This is a genomic window from Streptococcus mitis, from assembly GCF_009496285.1.
Taxonomy (GTDB): Bacteria; Bacillota; Bacilli; order Lactobacillales; family Streptococcaceae; genus Streptococcus; species Streptococcus mitis_BP.
In genome coordinates this window covers 55,386-79,903 of sequence record NZ_WIJK01000006.1, presented here as the reverse complement: position 1 = coordinate 79,903, position 24,518 = coordinate 55,386, and the positions used below count along the sequence as shown (strand labels likewise).

Annotated in this window: 23 protein-coding genes; 1 reads left to right on the top strand and 22 read right to left on the bottom strand. The window is 38.8% G+C overall.

Annotation, left to right across the window (positions count from 1 at the left end; all coding sequences use genetic code 11):
* Positions 1-129: 129 nt before the first annotated feature.
* From ftsX to GEZ89_RS03210, 20 genes are all read right to left on the bottom strand, one after another.
* The gene (gene ftsX / locus GEZ89_RS03305; RefSeq protein WP_075232086.1) at positions 130-1,056 is read right to left on the bottom strand and encodes a permease-like cell division protein FtsX; all 927 of its coding nucleotides are present in this window, start codon (positions 1,054-1,056) and stop codon (positions 130-132) included.
* Positions 1,049-1,741, bottom strand: coding sequence for a cell division ATP-binding protein FtsE (gene ftsE / locus GEZ89_RS03300; RefSeq protein ID WP_049548597.1), 693 nt, complete (start codon positions 1,739-1,741; stop codon positions 1,049-1,051). The genes ftsX and ftsE overlap by 8 nt, the downstream gene beginning before the upstream one ends.
* A gap of 15 nt (positions 1,742-1,756) precedes the next feature.
* Positions 1,757-2,852, bottom strand: a protein-coding gene (gene prfB, locus GEZ89_RS03295) for a peptide chain release factor 2 (RefSeq protein ID WP_153224958.1) whose coding sequence is annotated in 2 segments (ribosomal slippage) — positions 1,757-2,779 and positions 2,781-2,852 — 1,095 coding nt in all. Because the reading frame shifts where the segments join, the coding sequence is not laid out codon by codon here.
* Positions 2,853-3,136: 284 nt separating this feature from the next.
* Positions 3,137-5,851, bottom strand: a complete 2,715-nt coding sequence (locus GEZ89_RS03290; protein WP_153224957.1) for an MBL fold metallo-hydrolase — start codon at positions 5,849-5,851, stop codon at positions 3,137-3,139.
* Between the two features lie 39 nt (positions 5,852-5,890).
* Positions 5,891-6,703, bottom strand: coding sequence for a LicD family protein (locus GEZ89_RS03285; protein WP_153224956.1), 813 nt, complete (start codon positions 6,701-6,703; stop codon positions 5,891-5,893).
* 43 nt (positions 6,704-6,746) lie between these two features.
* On the bottom strand, positions 6,747-8,903 hold the full coding sequence (locus GEZ89_RS03280; protein ID WP_153224955.1) for a LicD family protein: 2,157 nt from the start codon (positions 8,901-8,903) through the stop codon (positions 6,747-6,749).
* 21 nt (positions 8,904-8,924) lie between these two features.
* On the bottom strand, positions 8,925-9,896 hold the full coding sequence (locus GEZ89_RS03275) for a glycosyltransferase family 2 protein (protein WP_153224954.1): 972 nt from the start codon (positions 9,894-9,896) through the stop codon (positions 8,925-8,927).
* Complete coding sequence (locus tag GEZ89_RS03270) at positions 9,893-10,729, bottom strand: LicD family protein (RefSeq protein ID WP_153224953.1); 837 nt, start codon at positions 10,727-10,729, stop codon at positions 9,893-9,895. The genes GEZ89_RS03275 and GEZ89_RS03270 overlap by 4 nt, the downstream gene beginning before the upstream one ends.
* Positions 10,730-10,872: 143 nt before the next feature.
* Positions 10,873-12,192, bottom strand: a complete 1,320-nt coding sequence (locus tag GEZ89_RS03265) for an LCP family protein (RefSeq protein ID WP_153224952.1) — start codon at positions 12,190-12,192, stop codon at positions 10,873-10,875.
* Entirely contained in the window at positions 12,189-13,037 is an 849-nt protein-coding gene (gene pheA, locus GEZ89_RS03260; protein ID WP_153224951.1) for a prephenate dehydratase, read from the bottom strand. The genes GEZ89_RS03265 and pheA overlap by 4 nt, the downstream gene beginning before the upstream one ends.
* Positions 13,034-13,510: a shikimate kinase gene (locus GEZ89_RS03255; protein WP_153224950.1), complete on the bottom strand. Its 477-nt coding sequence runs from the start codon at positions 13,508-13,510 to the stop codon at positions 13,034-13,036. The genes pheA and GEZ89_RS03255 overlap by 4 nt, the downstream gene beginning before the upstream one ends.
* Positions 13,503-14,786 carry a 3-phosphoshikimate 1-carboxyvinyltransferase gene (gene aroA, locus GEZ89_RS03250; protein ID WP_153224949.1) on the bottom strand — a complete coding sequence of 428 codons (1,284 nt, stop codon included), beginning with the start codon at positions 14,784-14,786 and terminating at the stop codon, positions 13,503-13,505. Before aroA ends, GEZ89_RS03255 begins: the two co-directional genes overlap by 8 nt.
* An 89-nt stretch (positions 14,787-14,875) precedes the next feature.
* Positions 14,876-15,214 carry a YlbF/YmcA family competence regulator gene (locus tag GEZ89_RS03245; protein ID WP_036757185.1) on the bottom strand — a complete coding sequence of 113 codons (339 nt, stop codon included), beginning with the start codon at positions 15,212-15,214 and terminating at the stop codon, positions 14,876-14,878.
* 54 nt (positions 15,215-15,268) lie between these two features.
* Positions 15,269-15,871, bottom strand: coding sequence for a hypothetical protein (locus GEZ89_RS03240; RefSeq protein WP_153224948.1), 603 nt, complete (start codon positions 15,869-15,871; stop codon positions 15,269-15,271).
* Between the two features lie 11 nt (positions 15,872-15,882).
* Positions 15,883-16,986, bottom strand: coding sequence for a prephenate dehydrogenase (locus GEZ89_RS03235; protein ID WP_153224947.1), 1,104 nt, complete (start codon positions 16,984-16,986; stop codon positions 15,883-15,885).
* A gap of 9 nt (positions 16,987-16,995) precedes the next feature.
* A complete protein-coding gene (gene aroC / locus GEZ89_RS03230) occupies positions 16,996-18,162 on the bottom strand; it encodes a chorismate synthase (protein ID WP_153224946.1) in 1,167 nt (388 codons plus the stop codon).
* Positions 18,163-18,171: 9 nt separating this feature from the next.
* Positions 18,172-19,239 carry a 3-dehydroquinate synthase gene (gene aroB, locus GEZ89_RS03225; RefSeq protein WP_153224945.1) on the bottom strand — a complete coding sequence of 356 codons (1,068 nt, stop codon included), beginning with the start codon at positions 19,237-19,239 and terminating at the stop codon, positions 18,172-18,174.
* Between the two features lie 18 nt (positions 19,240-19,257).
* Positions 19,258-20,112: a shikimate dehydrogenase gene (locus GEZ89_RS03220; protein ID WP_153224944.1), complete on the bottom strand. Its 855-nt coding sequence runs from the start codon at positions 20,110-20,112 to the stop codon at positions 19,258-19,260.
* Positions 20,102-20,779: a type I 3-dehydroquinate dehydratase gene (gene aroD / locus GEZ89_RS03215; protein ID WP_153224943.1), complete on the bottom strand. Its 678-nt coding sequence runs from the start codon at positions 20,777-20,779 to the stop codon at positions 20,102-20,104. Before aroD ends, GEZ89_RS03220 begins: the two co-directional genes overlap by 11 nt.
* Positions 20,776-21,939 carry a class I SAM-dependent rRNA methyltransferase gene (locus GEZ89_RS03210; RefSeq protein ID WP_153224942.1) on the bottom strand — a complete coding sequence of 388 codons (1,164 nt, stop codon included), beginning with the start codon at positions 21,937-21,939 and terminating at the stop codon, positions 20,776-20,778. The genes aroD and GEZ89_RS03210 overlap by 4 nt, the downstream gene beginning before the upstream one ends.
* A 246-nt stretch (positions 21,940-22,185) precedes the next feature.
* Here GEZ89_RS03210 and GEZ89_RS03205 point away from each other — a divergent pair, with 246 nt between their 5' ends.
* Positions 22,186-23,637: an alpha-amylase gene (locus GEZ89_RS03205; RefSeq protein ID WP_153224941.1), complete on the top strand. Its 1,452-nt coding sequence runs from the start codon at positions 22,186-22,188 to the stop codon at positions 23,635-23,637.
* A gap of 36 nt (positions 23,638-23,673) precedes the next feature.
* Here GEZ89_RS03205 and GEZ89_RS03200 read toward each other — a convergent pair whose 3' ends face one another.
* Positions 23,674-23,838 carry a hypothetical protein gene (locus GEZ89_RS03200; protein WP_153224940.1) on the bottom strand — a complete coding sequence of 55 codons (165 nt, stop codon included), beginning with the start codon at positions 23,836-23,838 and terminating at the stop codon, positions 23,674-23,676.
* Entirely contained in the window at positions 23,838-24,512 is a 675-nt protein-coding gene (locus tag GEZ89_RS03195; RefSeq protein ID WP_153224939.1) for a DnaD domain-containing protein, read from the bottom strand. The genes GEZ89_RS03200 and GEZ89_RS03195 overlap by 1 nt, the downstream gene beginning before the upstream one ends.
* Between the last annotated feature and the right edge of the window lie 6 nt (positions 24,513-24,518).

The following is a 24,518-nucleotide window of genomic DNA, read 5'->3' as shown; positions in this document are numbered from 1 at the left end:
GAAGCTGACGTGGTTTGAAGAGATTTTTGAAGAGTATGGTTTATAAGTTCAACATAAAAAGTAGGACCATCTGACTCGGTCAAGCCTCGATGGTATCCTACTTTTATAGATTTTAGTAAACTATCTTACTTAGATTTTCAAGAATCGACGCATTGAGATTCCTGAACCAAGTGAACCGATACAGATTCCGATGAGGAACAAAAGACCAATCATCAATGGAATAAAAGCATCTGGGGTAATCAGAGATAGATTTTGTCCAACCAAAGATGGGTTAACTGATTGGTAGACTCGGTTATAGATAAAGTAAACCATGATTGATGGAATAGTTGCTCCTAATAGCCCAATGAAGGCACCTTCTAGCAAGAATGGACCACGAATGTAGCTATTTTTAGCACCAACCAAACGCATGATTTGAATTTCACGACTACGTGAAATGATAGTGATACGAATGGTATTTGAAATCAAGAAGACTGCGATGAAAATCAAGAGTCCTGCAATGACCAATCCCCAAACACGGATGAAGGAAGCCAACTTGAAGAGACGCTCCGTATTGGCACCACCGTCTTGAACCTCAGAAACTCCTTCGATTTTCTTAGCTTCTTCAGCGACTGGTTTCACATCACTTGGTGAATTGGTATCGACAATGTAGGCATCATGAAGTGGATTGGCATCTCCTTCAAAAACCTTCCAATCGTCACCCATGGTTTCAGTCAGCTTTTGGTACTGCTCTTCTTTACTTGAGAAGGTTACACTTTTAACAGCTGGCATAGCCTTGAGAGCATCATAAACCTTGTGGTAATCATTGTTTGTAACTGTCTGGCCTTCTTTGACGATGGTTTCACTATTGTCTTCAATATCCTTACGAACATAAACCATGACTCGGACGTTGTTTTCGATATCCGTTGCCAATTTTGCAGTATTAAAGATAACTGAGGCAAAAATAGCAACCAAGGTCAAGGTAATCATTACTGAACTGACAGCAGCAATGGTCATCCACCCATTACGCTTTAAACTCTTTAAAGCTTCGAACAAGTGGCGGAAAAATCTACTAATCATCGTATCCGTACTCTCCTTTCGCTTCGTCACGAACCACACGACCATTCTCGATGGCAATGACACGGTGGCGCAAGGTATTTACGATTTGGCTGTTGTGGGTAGCCATCAAAACAGTCGTACCTTGGAGATTGATGCGCTCCAAGAGGTTCATGATTTCCCATGAGTTATCTGGGTCCAAGTTACCTGTTGGTTCGTCGGCAATCAAAACCTTAGGATTGTTTACGATAGCACGCGCAATGGCGATACGTTGTTGCTCACCACCTGACAATTCATTAGGGAATGAACGAACCTTATGCTTCAAGCCGACAAGATCCAAAACTTCCATAACACGTTTTTTGATATTGCGACGGCTTTCACCGACAACCTCCATTGCGTAAGCAATGTTCTCATAAACGGTTTTCTTTGGCAAGAGTTTGTAATCCTGAAAGACAACTCCAACACTTCGACGAAGAAGCGGAATATCTTTCTTTTTAATCTTAACAAGATTAAAACCTGCAACTTGCAAACTTCCTTTTTCAACTTTAACTTCACGGTACAAGGCACGGATAAAAGTTGACTTACCTGCACCCGAAGGACCTACGATATAGGCAAATTCTCCTGGTTCAATTTTCACAGAGACGCCACGTAGGGCTGTTGTCCCGTTGTCATACTTTTTGACAACATCTCTCATTTCAATGATCGACATGTGACTTCCTTTCTTTTAACTAATACGCCATTTTAGATAAGCATCGATGAAACCATCTAAGTCCCCATCCATGACCTTATCTACCTGCGCAACTTCAAAACTGGTACGGTGGTCTTTCACCATGGTATAAGGGGTGAATACATAGGAGCGAATCTGGCTTCCCCATGTGATTTCTTTCTTGTCCCCCTTAAGGGCATCTACCTCAGCAGCTTTCTTTTCCTGCTCCATCTGATAGAGTTTTGCCTGGAGCATCTTCATCGCACGGTCACGGTTTCCGTACTGAGTACGGTCAACGGTTGATGCAACGACAATCCCTGTCGGAATGTGGGTCAAACGGACACCTGTTGAAACCTTGTTGACGTTTTGTCCACCTGCTCCACCTGAACGGAAGGTATCCATCTTGATATCATCCTCACGGATTTCAACTTCGATGGTATCATCCAACTCTGGCATGACTTCTACAGAAGTAAATGAGGTGTGGCGACGTTTAGCAGAGTCAAATGGTGAGATTCGGACCAAACGGTGAACTCCCATCTCTGACTTGAGAAGTCCATAAGCATTTGGCCCTTCAAAAGACAAGGTCACTGACTTAATACCTGCCTCATCACCTGCTTGATAATCCAAGACTTCAACCTTAAAGCCTTTAGCGTTACCATAACGAGTGTACATACGAAGAAGCATATCGCCCCAGTCTTGGGCTTCTGTTCCACCAGAACCTGGGTGAATCTCTAAAATAGCATTATTATGATCATAGGGCTCTGACAAGAGCAGAGTCATCTCGTAGCTAGTCATCATCTGATCTAGCTCAGCTAACTTCTCCACCAACTCATCTTTAACAGACTCATCCTCTGCTAAAAAGTCTAGTAAGATTTCAGCTTCATCCTGCAACTCCTCCATCTTGTGGAAAGTATTGTAGGTATTTTTTAGTTCATTTAATTCTTGCGACGTTTTTTGGGCCGCAATATTATCGTTCCAAAAATCAGGTTCTGTCATTTTGTTTTCCAAAATGGCAATTTCTTCTTCTAACCCTTCGAGGTCAAAGAGACCCCCTAAAAGAAGCTAATTTTTCACGATTGGCGTCAATTTTTTGACGAATTTCTGAAATGTCCATATATACTCCTTTTTTGTATCGTTTTATTATACCATAATTTTTCTTATTTATCTAATCGGTGTTTTTTAAAATTTCTTATCAAAATATTTCTATTTGAAGACGAGAGGGCTATTCTCAATCATTTAGTGTGTGAGAAATCGAAAAACATCTCAGAGCTGATCAAGTTTCTTGTCCAAAAAACATTGATTGATTCTCTGAGATGTATATAAATACTATTTTAAAAGAAAAGTATCTGACAGGTCTGAACACAGCACCTAATCAACTTTCTAGCAAAGCAACTAAGATTATTCTTTATCTGCCTTCAAAGTCTGTTTTGTTTCAGCAGCTTCATCTTTTTTATTGTCTTCTGCTGAATGCTTCTCTTTCTCAACTGGCTTATCAGAATCCTTCTTAGGTTCTTCTTGACTTCCCTGAACTTCTACTTTATCAGGATTCAAGCTCCAAATGCCATCTTGATTGACCTTGTAACCATCAGGTGTTGTTCCATTTCTCAATAAGGAACCATCTGCTTGGAAATAGTACCAGTTGCCATTCAGTTGTTTCCAGCCAGTCTGCATAGCTCCGCTTGCATTGAGATAATAACGAATACCATCGACATCTAGAAAACCTGTTGCCATGACACCATCATCAGGTTTGAGATAGTACCAAAGCCCTTTATCTTTGAACCAACCTGTCTTCATGGCCCCACTTTCTGTAAAGTAGTAATATTGGTTATCTAGCAATTTCCAACCAGTCTCCATAGCGCCGCTTGCATTGAGGTAATAACGAGTGCCATCAATTTCTTGAAGACCTGTTGCCATGACACCATCATCAGGTTTGAGATAGTACCAACGGTCCTTATCTTTGAGCCAACCTGTTTTCATAGCTCCACTACTTGTGAAATAACTATAATGATTGTCAAACCATTTCCAGCCTGTCTGCATGGCTCCACTTGCATTAAGGTAATAACGAGTGCCATCAATTTCTTGAAGACCGGTTAGCATGATACCATCTTTATCTAGATAGTACCAAAGGTCCTTATCTTTGAGCCAACCTGTTTTCATAGCTCCACTGCTTGTGAAATAACTATAATGATTGTCAAACCATTTCCAGCCTATCTGCATTGCTCCACTTGCATTGAGATAATAACGAGTGCCATCAATCTCTTGAAGACCCGTTAGCATGATACCATCTTTATCTAGATAGTACCAAGTATCCTTATCCTTGATCCAACCTGTTTTCATAGCTCCAGAACTTGCAAAATAGTTCCAATGACCTTCAATCATGGCCCAACCAGTTTGCATAGCACCACTTGCATTGAGGTAATAACGAGTGCCATCAATCTCTTGAAGACCCGTTAGCATGACACCATCTTTATCTAGATAATACCAAGTGTCACCATCCTTAATCCAGCCTGTTTTCATCGCTCCAGAACTTGCAAAATAATTCCAATGACCTTCAATCATGGCCCAACCAGTTTGCATGATCCCATTATTATCAAAATAGTAGGTTAGTCCATTGATTTTCTTCAAGCCCACTGTTCGAAGACCATCTTCATCATAATAATACCAGTTTGAACCTAGCTTTTGCCAGCTTGAAGCTGTCCCTTCTGTTTGCAAAGCACCGCTACTTGCAAAGAGCATCTTCTTACCTTTGAAGACTTGTAAACCAGTAAGCATTTTACCATCTTTATCAAACAGATACTTTTGCCCACCAATTTCAGCTAATTCATTGTATCGTCTTGCACCATTCGACTGAATATAGTACCAAGTATTATCATGATAGAACCAACCACCAATATGCATTTTACCATCTGTATTAAGATAATACCAGTCGCCGTCACTATGTGGATCCCAGCCGTCATTTACATGCACCCATCTACCAGACTGCATTTGACCTTTTCCATTAAAGAAATATGTTGCTCCAGAAATTTCTTTCCAACCGATAGCCATCTGACCATCTTTCAAACGATATTTCCAATGGCCATCTTCTTGATACCATTTCTCATCAACAGTAGGAATATTTGGAAAATCCCCTGAAACGTTTGTAAATCCTTTATCACTAATATCAAACACAGTCGCATCCTGAGTTTGACTAGATGCGTGAATCACTTGGATATTTTTCTTTTGAAGATAGTCTCTCGTTGAAGCGAGGTTAATATCTCCTCCAGTTGTTTGGATGACCATACTAGGAGAGAGATGGTCTATAAATCCAATTGTATTGGAAATCTTGGCATCGTAGTGATGATTCCATTTCATCATATCCACTTTTCCAATAACAGGTCCTAATTTATCTTCAGCTCCCTCAGCATTATCCAAATCACCACCAAGATAAATTCTTTTTCCTGCTACAGTCACTACTGCAACAATTGAATTGGAATTATCATCAAGAACTCTTTTTAGGTTTCCATCAGCATCATATTCATTTTTATAATTATAAAGTTGAATATCCATATCCCCAAATTTAAAATGGCTATCTTCATCCTTTATGTCTTGAATAAGTTTAACTCCCTTGTTCTGTGCAGCGCGGAGAGCATTATCGTAATTGAAAAGATTATCCCACAATCCCCAAGTACTTGTAATTCGTTTATCCGAATATTTTTTCAAATAAAATTTATCAACCTGATAGCGATTAAGAATTTCATCTGCTCCACCTATATGGTCACTATGAACATGAGTTCCTAGTATAAAATCCAATTTCTTTACACCTAACTGATCAAGGTGGCGAATCAAACGATCTTCCATGACCTGATAATTTCGAATGGATATCCCCCAGCGAATTGGATAGCGTGGATCCGAACCATCCGGGAAATCATAATCTTCTCCCATATCAATCAAGGCATAATGACCATTACTTTCTAGTAGGATAGCATCACTTCCAGATTTAGCTTTTGTATTGATAAAATGGATTCGATTCCCTGCACCTGCTGAGATAGTATCTGCATTGACTGTCGGTGCTTGAATGATTGATGCCGCTAAGAACAAGGCACTAAATAATATTGATTTTTTAATAGATTTCATAATACATCAAACTTTCTCTATTTCTTCTAGACTTTTTCGTTAATCAATCCAATAATTCTTATCTCCTCCTGGAACTTGTTGCTCAATAGGGGGTGGAGTCATATAGTTTTCTCCAAATTCATAAACAAGTATTTCATGGTATTTTCTAGGAGCCTTTACTACGATGTTTTCGTATGGTAGATCAATCAGATCATAGAGCCATTCTTTTTTGATTCCCTCTGGAAAGCTAGGATCAAATATCGTACAAGCAAGATACTTAGATTGATCTAAACTATATTTCAAAGCCAGATTCTCTAGTTTTTGATTCCAAGTTTGTGGGGAACTTAGTTGAAAAATAGCTGACCCAATGTAGCGAGGTAGATTTTTAAGTCCCCCATTCTCAGACTTAATCCCCTTAAAATTTAAAGAAGAGAGGCGAATAAGATATTGGTAGAGTTTCATTTTTTTACGGTCACTTTTCTCCGTTGCAACACCATCATACGGAAATACATCAACACAGGTTCCTAACACAACCGTAGAATCTCTAAGATTGGCATCTCTACGTGTTCTTATATCATAGACTCTCATATAACTATATGGATAGCCCTTTGTTTCTCTAAAGGAAATCATTTTATAGTATGGATGATTTTCATTTTTTAAAACCTTATAAAGTTTTTCAAATTCATCCCGAGCTAAGGAAATATCTGTATCATCATCCCAAGGAATAAAACCTTGGTGACGTACAGCTCCTAGCAAGGTTCCAAAATCGATGAAATACTTAATATCATGTTTTTCACAGATTTTATGTAAATACTCTAGAATATCAAGTTCTACTTGCTTGATTTCTTCTAAGCTTAAAATTCTCTCAGACATCTTTGTCACTCCTAATTTTTGCTCTTTTCTAAGACGAAAAAAATTATCCATTCTCTATAATTTTCCATAGTTTGAAATCATGGTGAGAAACTTGTTGCTCTACTGGTGGCAACTGCATGTAGTCCCCATAATCTGAAGTGAGAATTTCATGGTAGTGGTTTGGTATCATGAATTCCTTACCTTCAAAATTGCCAGTTTCAACATTTTCTAACCATTCGCGTTTCCAAACAGGTTTATTCATATCTTTATAAATAAGGTAGTCTACTTGTTCATAATCCTCTACTTTTCTAGATTTTGCTAATTCATCGATTTGAGAAACATACTTATTTGTGTTTGTGAAATAAAAGATCATAACAGAAATATAGCGAATCATTGAATTGACTACACTTTTAGTATTCGTAATTCCTTTGAAAGTATAACAACTTAATTGACGTTTTTTAATAATTTTGGTCATTTTATCCTTAAACGCCTGATCATCTTCATAACCATCTACTGGGAAAATATCTACATAGATACCCATATTCGAATCAATTCGCACATCCTCCTCGACTAGATAGGTCTGATTATCTTTGATCTTCATGAAAGGATAAACATAATTGATATTATTTTTATAAGACATGAGTTCATATCGTTCATCTGGATGTGCAATCAGATAATCTTGTAATTTTTCATAATCATCTCGAAGCATACAAATATCCATATCGTCGTCCCACGGAATAAAACCTTTATGACGAACTGCCCCAATTAGACTACCATAAGCTAAGAAATATTTGGCACCAATTTTCTGACAAACTTCATGAATGTACTCCATAATTCCTAATTCCATTTTTTGAATTTCGGAAATATCTGTTACTTCCTCATAACGGATATTTTTTTCTTTCAAACAAATCGTTAAACCATAACCAATTACTAACCAGAAAATTATGTTGATAAAATTTGTGGAGTAGATGATCTGACTTTCAAATAATTGACCAAATAAAATCCCAAAAAATAGAATTATAATTAATTTTTCATCATTTTTCTTAGTCACAACTAAATAAGTTATAAAACGTAAACTTACATAAGCGATTATGAGTATGAAAGAAATGAGTCCTAATAATCCAGAACTTACAAAAATTGTAATCAATATATTATGGAAATTACCACCAATTAGTGAATTTTGAATTTCAAATTTGCTAAAGTACTCTGTATAATAATCAGTGACGTTTCGAACACCATATCCAAATAATGGTTTTGCACTTCCCATTTTAATAGCATTTTCCCAAATATAAGTACGTCCGCTTGGAGTTGTTTCGATTAGGTGAAGTTCACCATTTTTCTTAGCTACGTCCGAATCTGTCTCAGAATAAGACTCACCTTTATTTAAGTCAATGACTGTTGCCTTAGCAGCTAAAATATATACTGAAGTTACATAACTAATACCAATATTGCTAGCTACAATTAAGGTACCAGCAACCAGAAATGTGAGACATTTTTTCAGTAGATTTCCTCTGGCAATAAAAAGCGAATAAAATCCCAGCATTAAAACGGCTGATAATAAGGCACCTCTACTTTGCATAGCCGCAAAATTTAGAAATTGAATTACATTATTTATCTTCAGATAAATCGAGTACTTACTTCCTTTGTGGATGAGATACAAAGCAAAAACAATACTAATATAAGAAAAAATAGCACTTGCATTTGGGTTAACAACTCCCCATAAACGACCATTCATAACACCATAATAATAGGAGTGTTCTCCAATTTTAAATAATATTAAAATTCTAAATATTAAAAGAACAAAGGCAAATATAGCAGAGAAAAAAGAAACAAATTGAACCGTTCCAGCAATCAAGCGAATTAACTTCTTAAGATATTCTGAATTCACCATAGTAAATAGCAAAATGTAGGCTATCATAAAGAAGATTTCAATCATATTCCCAAGCAAGTGCCCCGAACGATTAACCAGTGTTGCTACTAGATGACTACCTGCTAAGAGTCCAAATAAACCTAGATATTTCTTATCGATTTCTATTCGTCTCCAATTTAAAAATAAGGTTAAACAAATACAAAGAACAACAATTGCTGATAATCCTTTATAAATAGGACTTGTTACTTTATACACTAGGGAACTCATGCTTAAAATCGAAATAAAAACAAATAGATATGAAATCCACAATTTTGATTTTTCAAAGCATTCATTCGTTTTTGAAAAATTCATCTTCAACTCCTTTAAATGACATTATTGATTTAAGCCGACGATTTGTCTATAGATCCATGGGGAAACAAGGAGGGACAAAACGGCTATTTTTCGAAAATTAGTAAAATAAGGATCTTTTAATATCTCAGATAAATGTTTAATAATCCACTTTCTCAACTTAATTTTTTCTGTTCGATATTGGCTTGAATCTGTAAAAATTATTTTATCATACACTGTGATATAGGACCAACATTCTCTATTCACTAATTCAGTTTTTAGTTTTGGAAATATTTGAAAAACTTCAGAAATAATAATTTTATAGACCTCTATGGTATCAAATACATGATCGTTGACAGAAGTTGTTGCACTTCCCTGACGATGATCATAATAGTAGATTGGTTTATCAACAAATACACTAGTACATCTGGTTTTTAGTAAAACTTCTGTTAAAAATAAAGCATCTTCAGCCAAATGATAGTCTGTATTGAATGTAAAACTTGAAACAATCTCTCTTTTAAATAATTTTGCAACAGGGAAAAAAGAAGTTCTAGTTGTCGTCAATAATTCTCTCATCGTCTGCTCTGTCGACCATTTCTCTTCTTTTCCTGAAAAATTCGGTAATTCTGTAATTTGACCATTTTTTATATGATGGAGACGTGCTATACTAACCCCTATAGACTCGTCACTGTCAACTACACTTATTAAAGTTTCCAAGTAATCTGGTGTAATAAAATCATCACTATCAATAAAAGTAATCCATTCTCCTCTTGAATGTTGAATACCTATATTTCTAGCATTCGAGACTCCTGCATTCTTAATATGAAAAACTTTGATATTTTCATTTTTAGATGCCAACTGATCGCACAAGGCACCACTCTGATCTGTCGAACCATCATCAATAAGAAGCAATTCAAAATTGGTATAAGTCTGCTTTAAGATTGACTCAACACATCGTTCCAAATAAGCTTCTACATTATAGACTGGAGCAATAACGCTAATTTTTTCTTTCATCATGCTCCATATTCTCCCTTATATTCAGTGTAACTCTTATCCATATCTGCTATAAGGGCATCGTGGTGAGGCACTTGCTTGTCTGCCGGTGGTGGTGTCATGTAGTCACCAAAAGCTGTGCTGAGATAGGCATCATAACCAACTGGAATAGGCAATTCTGTTCCTTCGAATGGTAGGAAAATATTATCTTCAAATGCTTGAATTGGATATTTCTTTTTCATGTATCCTGGACCTGAGCATAATTCCGTGATGCCATCACTTTCTGCTAGACCATACTTGGTCATTTCTTTCTCCGCTTTTTTCCAGATACGATAACGAAGGGATTTAGGAGTTAATCCTAATAAAATCGTGCTGCCCCATTTCATGAGGGCTCCATGTTTTTCTGGAATGGTTTGTGCACAGAAGAGGGAATAAATCAAAGCCCAACGTACTTGTTTCTTACGTTCAGCTGGATTTTTAGGGTAGTAGTCCAAGGGAAGAACATCCAGAGCCAAGCCGTGTGGGAGGTCCAAATCTTGTTGGTAAGGCTTGATACAAGTTGTTTCCTTGTCTCGAATAGTGATAAAGAGGTTGCGGTCAACAAAGTCTCTATCACTTTTTGATAGGAAGTAACGCTCGTCCGCATAGCGAGGCCATAGCTCTGCTAATTTTTCATAATCCTTGCGGGGCATAAAGAAGTCTAAATCATCATCCCAAGGGATAAAACCTTTATTTCGTAGAGCTCCAATAGCTCCTCCACCACACAAATAACAGAGTAAATCGTGTTCTTTACAAAAGGCGACAAAATATTCAGCCATCTCTAAGCTACGAGTTTGAATTGCCTTTAAATCACTCATCTTATTCTCTTCCTCTCCTGATAGAATACATCATTCTATTATACCATAAAAAACGTTTATAAAACCATCTAACCATGTTAAAAATCAAAGCCCGAGACACCTGTTGCCATAGGTATACCAAGCTCTGATTCGTTTTTTTCAGTTTACCTAAATCCCATCTGGGCCAGTTTATTTTGGTAAGCTTTTTGGTCCACTCGAAGGGATTGACCACCGTATACGTCAAAGTCGTCTACCCAGTCTCCAAGTTCTGGAACTGTCAATCTTTCAATACCATTCTGACCTCCTTCAAGGACTGATAAGCCATTGGTCAATAAGAAAGTATATGGAAGGTTTGTAGAGGTCATGGCAAATACTTTTCCTAGTGCTTCTGAGCCCGTGAAAAGTTTTGTCGGATCTTTAATCTGCTGCAAGACAGCTGTCATGACCTGCTGTTGTCGACGAGTACGGCCATAGTCCCCCTCATCATCATCACGGAAACGTGCATAGTTGAGAAGAGTCGAACCATTCATCTGTTGTTTCCCAGCTCGAATAGTTTGAGTCGGTGACTCAGTTTCCGTTGCGTGCAAGTCATCTCCTACAGTCGCTTCTGTAACTGGAACCCCATTTAGAGTTGAAAACTGAGCATCAATAGTCACACCATCAGGGAAAAGCGTATCAATGGCTGTCGCAAAGGCTTGGAAATCGACAAGGGCATAATATTTGATGTCTAGATCAAAATTATCCTTGAGCACCTTTCGGACCATTTCGGCTCCTTGTTTACCTTCTTGTTCCCCTAATTCGTAGGCTAAGTTCAACTTATGGTCTGCTTGTTTTTGACCGTTAATAACTTGGCTATATCCATCGATATAAACTAGGTTGTCCCGCATAAAACTAACCAGCTTAAGCTTCTTATCTTTACCACTAACATTCAGAACCATGACAGAATCCGTCCGTGTTTCTGAACTATTCTGTCCGATACGGCCATCTGTTCCCAAAATAAGAATATTAACACCATCTCGGGTATCCTGTCCATTAAAAACCTCAACCTGAGCAGCTTTGGCATCTTTGGGCCCATTTGAGCTATTAGGATTCGCCGATTGGAATCCCTTTAAGAACATGACGATCATTCCAACTGCTACACAAAGCAATAACATCCCTAACCAAGCAAATAAGCGTTTAAAACGAAAACCTCTTTTTTTCTTTGGCTTCTTAGCTTTTGGAACCTTTGTTTCCAGTTGAGCCCCACCACTACGGCGGCTAGAACGGCTACGATTAGCATAGGTTGGCAGGTCGATACCAGAGTCTGAAAGAAGTTGTTCTTTGGCTTCTGGATTGAAAACTTCCTCTGTACCTTTTTGACCTTCTAACTTAGCATGTAAAAAGTCAAATTCTCTCTTTTCTTTCTCATTCAAATAATGAATATTTTTCAAAAGATAGTCATATCTCAGTTTTTCATGGTGTGTCAAAGGATTCTCTCTAGTCATTCCTTCTCCTTTCCTTTATCCTGTATTGTATAGATAGGATAAGCACCTAGTACTTTATACTGGATTCCAATCGTTTCTAGTTCTTTTTGAGCAAAATGGATCAGTTCTTTATCAGTATAAGCGACATCAATGATAAAAAAGTATTCGCCCAAGGCTGTTTTTAGAGGACGACTCTCAATTTTAGTCAAGTCAATCCCGCGCCATGCAAAGGTAGAAAGTGCTTTGTATAATGCACCTGGAAGATTATCTGGCAAGGTCAAAGCTAGACTCATCTTTTCAGAACCTGCATTCAAGGGGATTTGTGGTAATTTAGGTCCCAAAACCCAAAAACGAGTAAAATTGGCTTCCATTTCTTGAATATCTTGAGCGATGAGTTCTAAACCATATTCCTCTGCAGAACTTCTTGGGGCAATCGCCGCAAATGGTTGATCAGGATGCTCAGAAACATAGCGCGCAGCGTAGGCTGTACTGGCAGTGACTTCTAGTTGCGCATCTGGATAATGCTCGTCAATAAATTTCTTCCCTTGTGCCAATGCTTGTGGGTGAGAAAAGATTTTCTCAATTTTAGATTGCCCTGGCACTGCCATCAACTGTTGGTGGATTGGCTGAACAATCTCTGCCACAGCTTGAATGCGAGCCTGATGGAAAAGATAGTCCAAAGTCTCATGGACACTACCTTCAATGGAATTTTCAACCGGCACTACTGAATAGTCTACCAATCCCTGTTCATAGGCCTTGATAACATCTGTAATATTTGAAAAAGGCTCTAGTTCCTCATGTGGAAAAGCCGTCTGCACAACATGGTGCGAAAAAGATCCTTTGGGACCTAGATAGGCAATTTTCATATCAATTCCTCAATAATTTCCTCTGGGATTAGCTTGGACACATCGATAACTTTACTAGCCACTTCCTCATACCAAGCCTGTCTTTCATTAAAAATTGCAGCTAAATCTTCCTTGCTATTGTTTAGAAATAGCGGGCGTTGATTGTCCTTATCGGCTGAAATTCGCTGGTAAAGGGTCTCAAAATCCGCTTTTAGGTAGATATTCTCTGGATTTTGTTTGAGCAAGGCACGATTTTTCTGAGAAATGACCACTCCACCACCAGTAGACACGACTTGGTTCATTTTTAGTAGGTCAGCCAAAACTTCTTCTTCTATCTGACGGAAGGCTGCTTCTCCTTTTTCTTCAAAGAAACGAGCAATTGGCATCCCCAGTCGGTCTTCAAGCAAGGCATCCATGTCTACAAAGTCAGGATCTAATCCTCTAGCAATAGTAGATTTTCCTGCACCCATAAAACCTAGTAAAACCTTAGCCATGGATCAAGGTCTCCAAATCATCAAAGAAGCTTGGATAGCTAGTATTGATAGCTTCTGCACGGTCCAATTCGACTTCTCCATCTGCAACTAAGAGAGCTGCAATGGCTGTCATCATACCGATACGGTGGTCTCCAAAGGTGTTGACTCTGGCTCCATGGAGGACAGATTTCCCTTTGATTATCATTCCGTCTGCTGTAGGAGTGATAGTTGCCCCCATGCTATTTAAAGCATCTGCGACAACTTGAATGCGGTCCGTCTCTTTGACTTTAAGTTCTTCAGCATCTTTGATAACCGTTTTCCCCTGAGCTTGGGTAGCAAGGAGCGCAATAATCGGCAATTCATCAATTAAGCGTGGAATCAAAGCTCCACCAATCTCTGTTCCCTTCAAATCTGAAGTTTCAACAGTCAAGGTTGCAGACTTGGCAATTGGATCAATATCAGTAAGTTCTAGTTTCCCACCCATAGCACGGATAACATCGATGATACCTGTACGTGTTTCATTAATACCAACATTCTTAAGCACCACTCGAGAATTTGGAACAATCAAACCTGCAACTAACCAAAAGGCTGCACTGGAAATGTCACCAGGTACGACAACCGTTTGCCCACTTAGTTTTTGTGGCCCTTGGACTGTGATTTTCTTACCATCGACACTCAAGTCTCCGCCAAATTGACGCAGCATATCTTCTGTATGATTACGAGTGCACTCCTTCTCAATGATGACAGACTGACCCTGAGCCTGTAAAGCCGCAAAAATCAAGGCAGACTTGACCTGAGCAGAGGCAATTGGCAATTCATATTGAATAGGTTTTAAGTTTTTTGTACCTTTTAAGTGCAAAGGTGGCAAGTCTCGCTCTGTTTGACCTGAAATGCTAACTCCCATTTTTTTCAAAGGAAGAGTTACACGGTCCATAGGGCGTTTGGAAAGACTATCATCTCCAAACATCTCTACTTCAAAGTCTGCACCAGCAAGGACGCCTGAAATTAAACGAATAGAGGTCCCAGAATTCCCCATATCGAGAGCATTCTGTTGGGCTTTCAATCCATTCAGCCCAACACCTTGAATGGTCACGACACCGTCTTTGTCCTCAATATCAACGCCGAGGTCACGAAAAACTTGCATAGTTGATAGGACATCTTCACCACGCAAGATATCATAAACCTTAGTCTCACCCTCAGCTAAGCTTCCAAAAATAATCGAGCGATGACTGATGGACTTATCTCCTGGTACCCGAATACTACCATTTAAGTGCTTAATGTTTGTTTTTAATTTCATAGTGGTCCTCATACTGACAATACTTTTTCTTATTTTATCATAAAAAGTCAGAAATTTCTTAAAAATTCCTGACTTTATGAGGTAAATTCTTATTTTAAAAGTTCTGAAATTGGTTCAAATACAATTTTTTCAATATCAGAAAGGTAGATAGAAAGTTGTTGCTGTTTGGCAAAGAATTCTGACAAGAGAGAGTTGCCTTGAATCTGTTTACCAAAGCTTTCCATTTTTTCTTGAAAAGAAGCGTCTGGAATTTGACCAGTTTGTGCCATGATTTGGATTTCATGCTGAAAAGCAATATAATCTGCAAAAATTTTGCTAGCTTCTGCATCTGCTTGGATGGCATCTCTAGCTTCCTTAACTGCCTTGTATTCAGGCAATTCGCGTAGTCCACGACTAAGTGCATTTGCACTATCATAAATATTTGACATAATTGTCCTCCTTATTTGATTCTATTCAATTTACTAGATACTCTTTAATAGTTATTATTGTACAATAACTTTAATGTGACCTCTTGAATTTCCATAACTTAATTCCTTGTCTGGTACATAGTTTATCTTCAATGAACCTAAAGTAGAATCTGTTATAGTCTCATTTAACACAAGATTATCAAAATAGTTATTTACCTCATCATCAGATAAAGACGTTTCAATCGATTTAACAATATCATGAAATACTTCTTTCATCCCTGCTACACCAGAGGAACTATTTTCATTTGTTTGATTAATTGTTACATTAATTTTATCAGTATCATTTGCATGTAAAAGTTCCAAGTAATAACCGTAGCTTGTTGCGAAATATTTTATTTTTATATTTCCTTTTTTGATATTTTCTAATGGACTATTAGAAATGTCGTTATAGTTATTGATAAAATCATTTACAACTTTATCATCTGCAAATTTAGGAGTCTTTTTCTCAACACTTGATTCATTTTTCGAACTCTCTGTTGTCTCGTCAACATTGACAGTTGTCGTATCAACATTAACATCTGAACTTTTTTTCTGACCATTTTTAGTAGCACAGCCACCAAGTAACATAACACTTATAAAGATAACAACGAATACAGATTTAATTCCCCTATTTGACATAATTGTCCTCCTTATTTAATAACGACTGTGTAATTTGTATTTTCTGTAATGACTTGCTCAGCTCGTTTTAAATCCTGAGCATTCTTAAAGGAAATTTGCAGAATCCCGTGAATATCTTCACGGTTTTCCTCATTGATATGGATATTGACCAAGGAAGTTCCTCTTAGCAATTCCAAGATGCGCAAGATAACATCTTCCTCATCGGGAACATCGACATAGAGGTCAAATGAGCTATCTACTCCTCCTCGTTTATGGATTTCCATAGCTTGGCGTTGCTCACGCGCTTGATTGAAAAAGTTCCAGATTTGGTTTTCATCACCCTTGCTGATTGCTTGCTCAATCTCGTCCAAACGACCCTTGAAATCCTCGATGCGTTCAATAATAGTCTCTCGATTAGATAAGAGGATAGAAGTCCACATGCCTGGCTCACTTTCGGCGATTCGAGTCATATCACGGAAACCACCTGCCGCAAAACGTCGGGCCATCTCATGCTCTTCAGCATAACTAGCAGTTTGTTCCATCAAACCTGATGCTAAGATATGAGGAAAATGACTGATCTGAGAAGTCACTCTGTCATGCTCTTCAGCATCGATTTCAATGAAACGAGCGTGCAAACCTGACAGCAAGTCCTTCATTTCTTCAAGCGTGTCAGGACTAGTTAAACTTGATGGCGTAAAGATATAGTAGGCATTTTCAAAAAGATTAACATCGGCAGAAGCCGCTCCTGTCTTATGACTACCTGCCATAGGATGAGCCCCTACAAAGCGAACAGGCTTATCTGCAAAACAGTTCTCAGCTGTAACCACGATAGCTGACTTGGTCGATCCAGCATCAGAAATAATGACACCTTCTTTTAGTTCCAAAGTTGCCAATTCTTGTAAAAAAGCAATGGTTTGCTTGATTGGCAGGGTAAGAATGATGACGTCTGCAAGTGGAGCAAAACTGGCAAAATCATCCGTCGCACGGTCAATCATTCCTCTCTCCAAGGCAATATCTCTAGACGTTTGACTACGATTGTATCCTAAAATTTCATAATCAGGATGATCCCGCTTGATTCCGAGTGCCATGGAAGCACCAATCAAACCCAATCCTGCGATATAGATGGTTTTAGCCATAAGAACTCCTTAATAATTCTTTGTATACTCCCGATGTTTCGCAACAGCTTCTTTTAATTCTTCCAGATTATCAGAGGAGAATTTCTCAAGGATTTCTTGAGCCAAAACTGTTGCTACAACTGCTTCCATAACAACACCTGCTGCTGGAAGAGCGGTTGGATCACTTCTCTCCACCGTTGCCTTATAAGGCTCATGGGTTTCAATATCGACACTCATTAATGGCTTATAGAGAGTCGGAATTGGTTTCATGACCCCACGAACAATAATCGGTTGGCCATTGGTCATGCCACCTTCAAAACCTCCAAGGTTATTCGTTCGACGAGTATAGCCTTCTTCTTTAGACCAGAGAATTTCATCCATGACTTGACTACCCTTGAGATAACCTGCTTTAAAGCCTAGTCCAAACTCCACACCCTTAAAGGCGTTGATTGAAATAACTGCTTGAGCTAGTCTCGCATCTAGTTTGCGATCCCATTGAACATAAGAACCCAGACCAACAGGAACACCACCCACAACTGTTTCGACAACACCACCAATAGTATCTCCATCACGTTTAATCTGATCAATATAATCCTTGATCTCCTGCTCACGTTCTTGGTTAACGATAGAAACTTCTGATTGAGCAGCCAGTTTTTTAATCTCTAAAACTGTTAAGTTTTCTGGAACATCGATTTCCTTGCCGCCAAAAACAACAACATGGTTGGCAATTTCGATATCAAGCTCAGCTAAAAGTCGCTTGGCTACTGCTCCAACTGCAACCCGCATAGTTGTTTCACGGGCAGATGAACGTTCCAAAGAATTTCGCAAGTCATCAAAGCGGTATTTAATCCCACCAACTAAATCTGCGTGACCTGGGCGAGGATGAGTGATTTTTCGTTTGCTTTTAAGTTTATCCTCAATATCCTCGGCAGACATGATATCCAGCCATTTTTGATGGTCTTTGTTAATGACATCCATGGTAATGGGAGCACCTGTCGTCTTACCATGACGAACTCCAGAAGTGAAGACAACCTGATCACTCTCGATTTTCATACGTCCACCACGACCGTAACCGCCTTGGCGACGTTTGAGATCCTCATTGATATCTTCTGCAGTCAAAGGCAGTCCTGCTGGAATTCCTTCAATAATTGCTGTCAGACGAGGACCATGTGATTCTCCTGCTGTTAAATATCTCATACATTCTCCTTATTTTACTAAGTAAGCTTTCATTTCTTCGAGAGAAACTGGGTGAATCATCGCTGAACCAAGCTCAGGTACCAAAACTAATTTCATGGTATTGCCACGCGCTTTTTTGTCATGAGTCAAAGCCTGATAGAGCTTGTCAAGATCCCAGTTTTCATAATCAACAGGAAGACCAAACTTCTGACACATCTCTCGGATAGACTGGGTTATTCCAGCTGGCATGAGGCCTTTTTCTTCGGCTACCTTAGAGACCTGAACCATTCCCATAGCCACTGCCTCACCGTGCATGATTTTTCCGTAACCAGCAGTTGCTTCAATAGCATGACCGATTGTATGACCAAAGTTGAGATACAGACGAATGCCATTGTCCAATTCATCCTCAACTACCATCTTTCGCTTCACCTGGCAAGAATGATCAATCAAACTCTCTGAATGCTCCAAAATACTCTCTAAAGAACCATCCATTTCAGATAATAAGTCCCAGAGTTCTGGATCTTCAATTAAGCCATACTTGATGACTTCACCCATTCCTTCAATCAACTCTCGCTTACCTAGAGTTTCAAGAACTGTTGGATCAATCAAAACGCCATCTGGCTGGGCAAAAGTTCCCACCATATTCTTGGCAAAAGGCGTATTTACTCCTGTCTTACCACCGATTGAAGAGTCCACTTGAGCTGTCAAGCTAGTCGGAATTTGGACAAAGTGAATACCTCGCATATAGGTTGAGGCTACAAAGCCAGCTAAGTCTCCGACAACTCCGCCACCTAGAGCTACGATGCCGTCACTGCGAGTCAAGTCTTGCTTAACTAGAAATTCATAAGCCTTTTGAACTGTGGTTAGATTTTTTCGCTCTTCACCCTCTAGAAAGTCAAAAACTGCCACTTGAAAACCAGCATCCTCTAAGCTCAATTTTACTTTTTCTGCATAGAGAGAAGCCACATGGTTATCCGTTATGATAACAATTTTTTGTGGTTGCCAAAGTTCGCGCAACCATTTCCCCGCTTGAGACAAGCATCCTTTTTCAATCTGAATATCGTAAGGATGATGTGGAAGGTCTATTCTAATTTTCATAGCAGGTCTCCTTTTTCTTTATTGGTACTTTTGTGTTAATAATTCCCAGATTTGATCTATTGGCATTTCCTTGCCTGTCCATAACTCAAAAGCTTCAGCAGCTTGGTAAAGCAGCATGCCAAGGCCATTGATAGATTGATTTCCCTGGTTTCTTGCCCACTTTAAAAATGGTGTTTCAAAGGGTTGATAAATCACATCTGCTACCAAGAGCTTCTCTGGTAAAGCGACACTTGCTGGGATTGGCAGAGATACTCCATCCATGCCAACACTAGTCGCATTTACCAGTAAATCCGAATCAATTATCCTTGCTTGCAGTTCAGAAACATCTTCTAAAGCAAATAAATCTACTTTAAATCCTGTTTCATTTTGTAGTTTTTCTAAGTAAGGTCTTGTTTTTTCTATTGAAGCCGAACGTACAGAGACAGAAACTTGACTGACTCCATCCAAAATTGCCTGCGCCAAAATTGCCTTGGCTGCACCGCCTGCTCCTAACAATACCATTCTTTTCCCAGATATTTTAAAAGAAGGCAAGCTCTTAAAAAATCCCTTGCCATCTGTGTTATATCCGATTAAAGTTCCCTCTCGATTCACCACTGTATTGACAGCACCAATCAAACGAGCTTCTTCACTCAATTGATCCAAATAAGGAATAACCTGCTCCTTGTAGGGCATAGAAAGATTGATTCCATACATCTGATAGCGACGAATATTTGCAACTGTTTCTGCCAAGTCAGTCGCTTCAACCTCCCAGGCTAGATAGACACCGTTTGTCTCTGTTGCCTCAAAAGCACTATTATGAATGAAAGGAGAAATGGAATGTTTGATAGGATTTGCGACCACAGCTGCCAGACGTGTGTAGCCATTAATCTTCATTCAAAATCTCCCGAATTTTTACCATATTGGAGAGTGAGATTTGTCCTGGGGCACTTGCTGCATCTAAACTTGCAAATGACCAACTTGAACCCGTTACATCTGAAGTGATACGAGATACCTTACCCACTTTGCCCATAGAAATAGTTACATATTCTTGTTCAGGGTTGAGAGTTTTAAATCCTCGTGTGAAATTCATGAGGTCTAATACATCTTGTGCTGTATGTGCCATTACAGATACCTTAACTACTTTCGGAGTTAGGCTAGTTAGTTCTGACAAAATTTCCATCATATTATCTGGAGTTTCCTGGAAATTATGGTAACTCAAAACCAAATTTGGAAAATCTAGCATCTGCTCAAAAACATCCTTGTGAGCAAAATACTCAAAATCAATATATTCTGGTTGATAGAGTTGAGCTACATCTTTGATAATTTGGACATACTCTGCCGAATCCAAATCGATCTCGCCTCCCTCAGCACGAGTTCGCAGGGTAAAGAGGAGTTCACGGCCTGCAAATTTTTCAAAAATAGCTGGGGCTACCTGTAAAATAGCTTCCTTTGGTAGGAAATCGGCACGCCACTCAATGATATCAGCATCAATATACCGCATGGCATCGATTCCTTGCGCCTCTTCCAAACTCTTTGGCATTACTGAAACGACTAATTTCATTTAGTTACCTTCATGCTAATCACCTTGAGGTAATTACTACTTTCATCTTTTTCATTGTAGACAAAGTCTGCTGGAAGTCCATACTTTTGAAGAACCTGATATTTTCTTCCTGCGAATCCTTTGTCGATTTGTTCTATAAATTTTTGACGGGAAACATTGGCAGCATTGGTGCTAGCAATGATCATACCTCCCGGATTTAAAATCTCTAAACTCTGGGAAATCAACTTGTGATAGTCCTTAGCTACAGAGAAAGTTTGCTTTTTATTACGGGCAAAGCTAGGTGGATCCAGAACGATCACATCATAAGATAAGCCCTTACGTTTAGCGTATTTAAAGTATTCAAAGACATCCATAACAATGAAACGATGACTGTCAAGACTGAGTCCATTGGCATGAAAATGAGCTTCTGACAGTTCTCTTGAACGTTTGGCTAGGTCTACAGAGGTTGTTTCACTAGCTCCCCCCATAGCTGCAGCAACTGAGAAAGCTGCTGTGTAGGAAAACATATTAAGCAAGGATTTCCCCATAGCTAAACCATCCACCAAGCTACCACGCACTTCATGTTGGTCCAAGAAGATGCCTGTCATAAGACCGTCATTCATAAAGACTTGATAGAGAACTCCATTCTCAAGAACTGTAAAATTTTCTGGTGCTTCTTGACCATAGATAGGGGCAGACTCATAGTCTAGACCTTTAAAACGAACCTTTTCATAAGCACCTAAGACTTCAGGAAAAACCTGAGCAAAAGCTGCTAAGATCTCTTGGCGAAGCCCATAGACATAGGAGTTATACCAGGAGAAAACAACATAATCTCCGTAGAGATCCAAAGTCATTCCACCAAAGCTATCGCCTTCTTGATTAAACAAACGAAAGGCAGTTGTCAACTCATCTTGATAGTAAGAAGAACGTTTTTGTTTGGCTTTCTCAAACAAACTTTCAAAGAAGTTTTGGTTAAAAGAAAGCTTCTGGTTCGTTACAAACCAACCAATCCCCTTATTTTGACGAGATAAATAGGCCTTACCCAAAAACTGCTTGTTTTGACTAAATAACTCAACTTCTTGATTAGTTTCAGATAGTTCTGGAAAATCAATTTCCTCCAAAAGTACTAGACCTTGGTTTAGTTTTTTTTCAACACGTCTACTGACGAATACTTTATTCATAAATACTATTATAACAAATTTTGTGACAATTCACAAAATAGAAACTATTGATTCATCCATCATCTTGCCCTATCTGAGAGAATTTTTCCTCCCATTAGTCCTACTATTTTTCTTTTATAGTATTTCAACACTTCCAGTTGAAAAATAGACATAAATTTCAAAGAGTTTAATTATAACGCAAACGTTTGCATATTCTTTGGCTTTATGCTACAATAATTCTCATCACTGTAAGTAAGAGGATCAACTATGAAAAATCAAACCCTAATGCAATATTTTGAGTGGTATCTCCCCCACGACGGTCAGCACTGGACACGCCTCGCTGACGACGCTGAACACCTAGCCAACTTAGGCATTAGTCACATTTGGATGCCCCCTGCTTTTAAAGCAACAAATGAAAAGGATGTTGGTTATGGCGTCTATGACTTGTTTGACCTTGGAGAATTTAATCAGAAGGGTACTGTACGTACCAAGTATGGTTTTAAAGAAGACTATCTTCATGCCATCCAAACTTTAAAATCTCATGGGATTCAACCAATGGCTGATATCGTCTTAAATCATAAGGCAGCCGCTGACCATTTAGAATCTTTTCAAGTGATAGAAGTGGATCCAGAAGATCGAACTGTGGAACTAGGAGAACCTTTTACCATCAATGGCTGGACTGGTTTTACCTTTGACGGACGACAAAATACCTACAATGACTTCCACTGGCACTGGTACCACTTTACTGGAACTGACTATGATGCCAAGCGTCGTAAGTCTGGCATCTATTTGATTCAAGGTGATAATAAAGGCTGGGCTAACGAGGAATTAGTTGATAACGAAAATGGCAACTATGACTATCTCATGTATGCAGACCTAGATTTCAAGCATCCAGAAGTCATACAAAATATCTACGACTGGGCAGATTGGTTTATGGAAACGACTGGTGTAGCTGGTTTCCGTTTGGATGCAATCAAACACATAGACTCTTTCTTTATGCGCAACTTCATTCGCGATATCAAAGAAAAATATGGCCAAGATTTCTATGTCTTTGGAGAATTCTGGAATCCAGACAAGGAAGCAAATCTGGATTACCTTGAAAAGATTGAAGAACGCTTTGATCTTGTCGATGTTCGCCTTCACCAAAATCTCTTTGAAGCAAGCAAGGCTGGAGAAGACTATGATTTAACAACCATCTTTGAGGATAGTCTAGTTCAACTCAATCCAGACCGAGCTGTAACCTTTGTCGATAATCATGATACTCAACGTGGCCAGGCTCTTGAATCCACTGTTGAAGAATGGTTTAAACCAGCAGCCTACGCTCTTATTCTCCTACGTCAAGAAGGGCTTCCATGTGTATTTTACGGAGACTACTACGGTATTTCTGGTCAATATGCTCAGCAAGATTTCAAAGATGTTCTTGACCGTTTGCTAGCTATTCGAAAAGAGTTGGCTTATGGAGAGCAAACGGACTACTTTGATGACCCTAATTGTATCGGTTGGGTCCGTTCAGGAGCTGAAAATCAATCACCACTTGCCATCGTGATTTCTAATGCCCAAGCAAACTCTAAAACCATGTTCGTCGGTCAAGAATGGGCTGACCAAACCTTTGTTGATTTACTAGCAAATCATCCTGAGCAAGTAACGATTAATGCTGAAGGTTATGGAGATTTCCCAGTTACAGAACGCTCTCTTAGTGTATGGGGACTGGCTAACTAATCAATTAATACTCTTCGAAAATCTCTTCAAACCACGTCAGCTTCCATCTGCAACCTCAAAACATTGTTTTGAGCAACCTGCGGCTCGCTTCCTAGTTTGCTCTTTGATTTTCATTGAGTATAAAACACACAAAAAATGCCCACAAGCTAGATTTTTTCTTTCTAGCCTGTAGGCATTTTTTCTATTATCAATACTTAACATTAGTCTTTCCAAAGGTCCATGGCATTTTTAAAATCAGATGAAACTTGAACATTTTGAGGATTAGTCGCTTCTCTCTCCTGACGCTTCGCCTCTACCTGAACTACACTCTTAACGCCTTCATGACGCCAGTTTCGTAGGATAGCCTGGATGTACTTCCAGTTTGGTTTTCCATTCAAAACAGCCTCACGTAGGGCTTCTTTGATCAAATCAGCACTAGTCCCGTCTTCTTTCAAACTCTTTTCTAAATCTTCGATTTCAAAAGGACTTAAGAGACGACCTAGCTCTTGTTGGAAGGTTTCAACCAAGTCTTTCAAATCATTTTTAGCGGGTAGCGCTTGGCTAGGTTCTTGCTTTTCAAAAAGTTGGTCTAAGCGCTCTAAAGCTAAAGTCGCATCAAAAATCACTTCTATCTCACCATTGAGTTCAATGGTTCGGTATTGAAGTAAGCCTTTTTCTGTCAAGCGCGAAATAGCTTGATTGACTTCAAAGACTTGCTTGCCAATTTTCTCAGCAATCTGGCTTGGGGACAATTCCCCTAAAGCTGTTGTATTTTGTAGGTAAAAGAATTGCCAAACTAAGAAATCATCGCTTGATGAAAACAGTTGATTGTAGTTTAAGAGCAGAGCACTTGGTAATACCAAGTTCCCTGATTTAAAAGCATCTAAATATGTCATAATTCC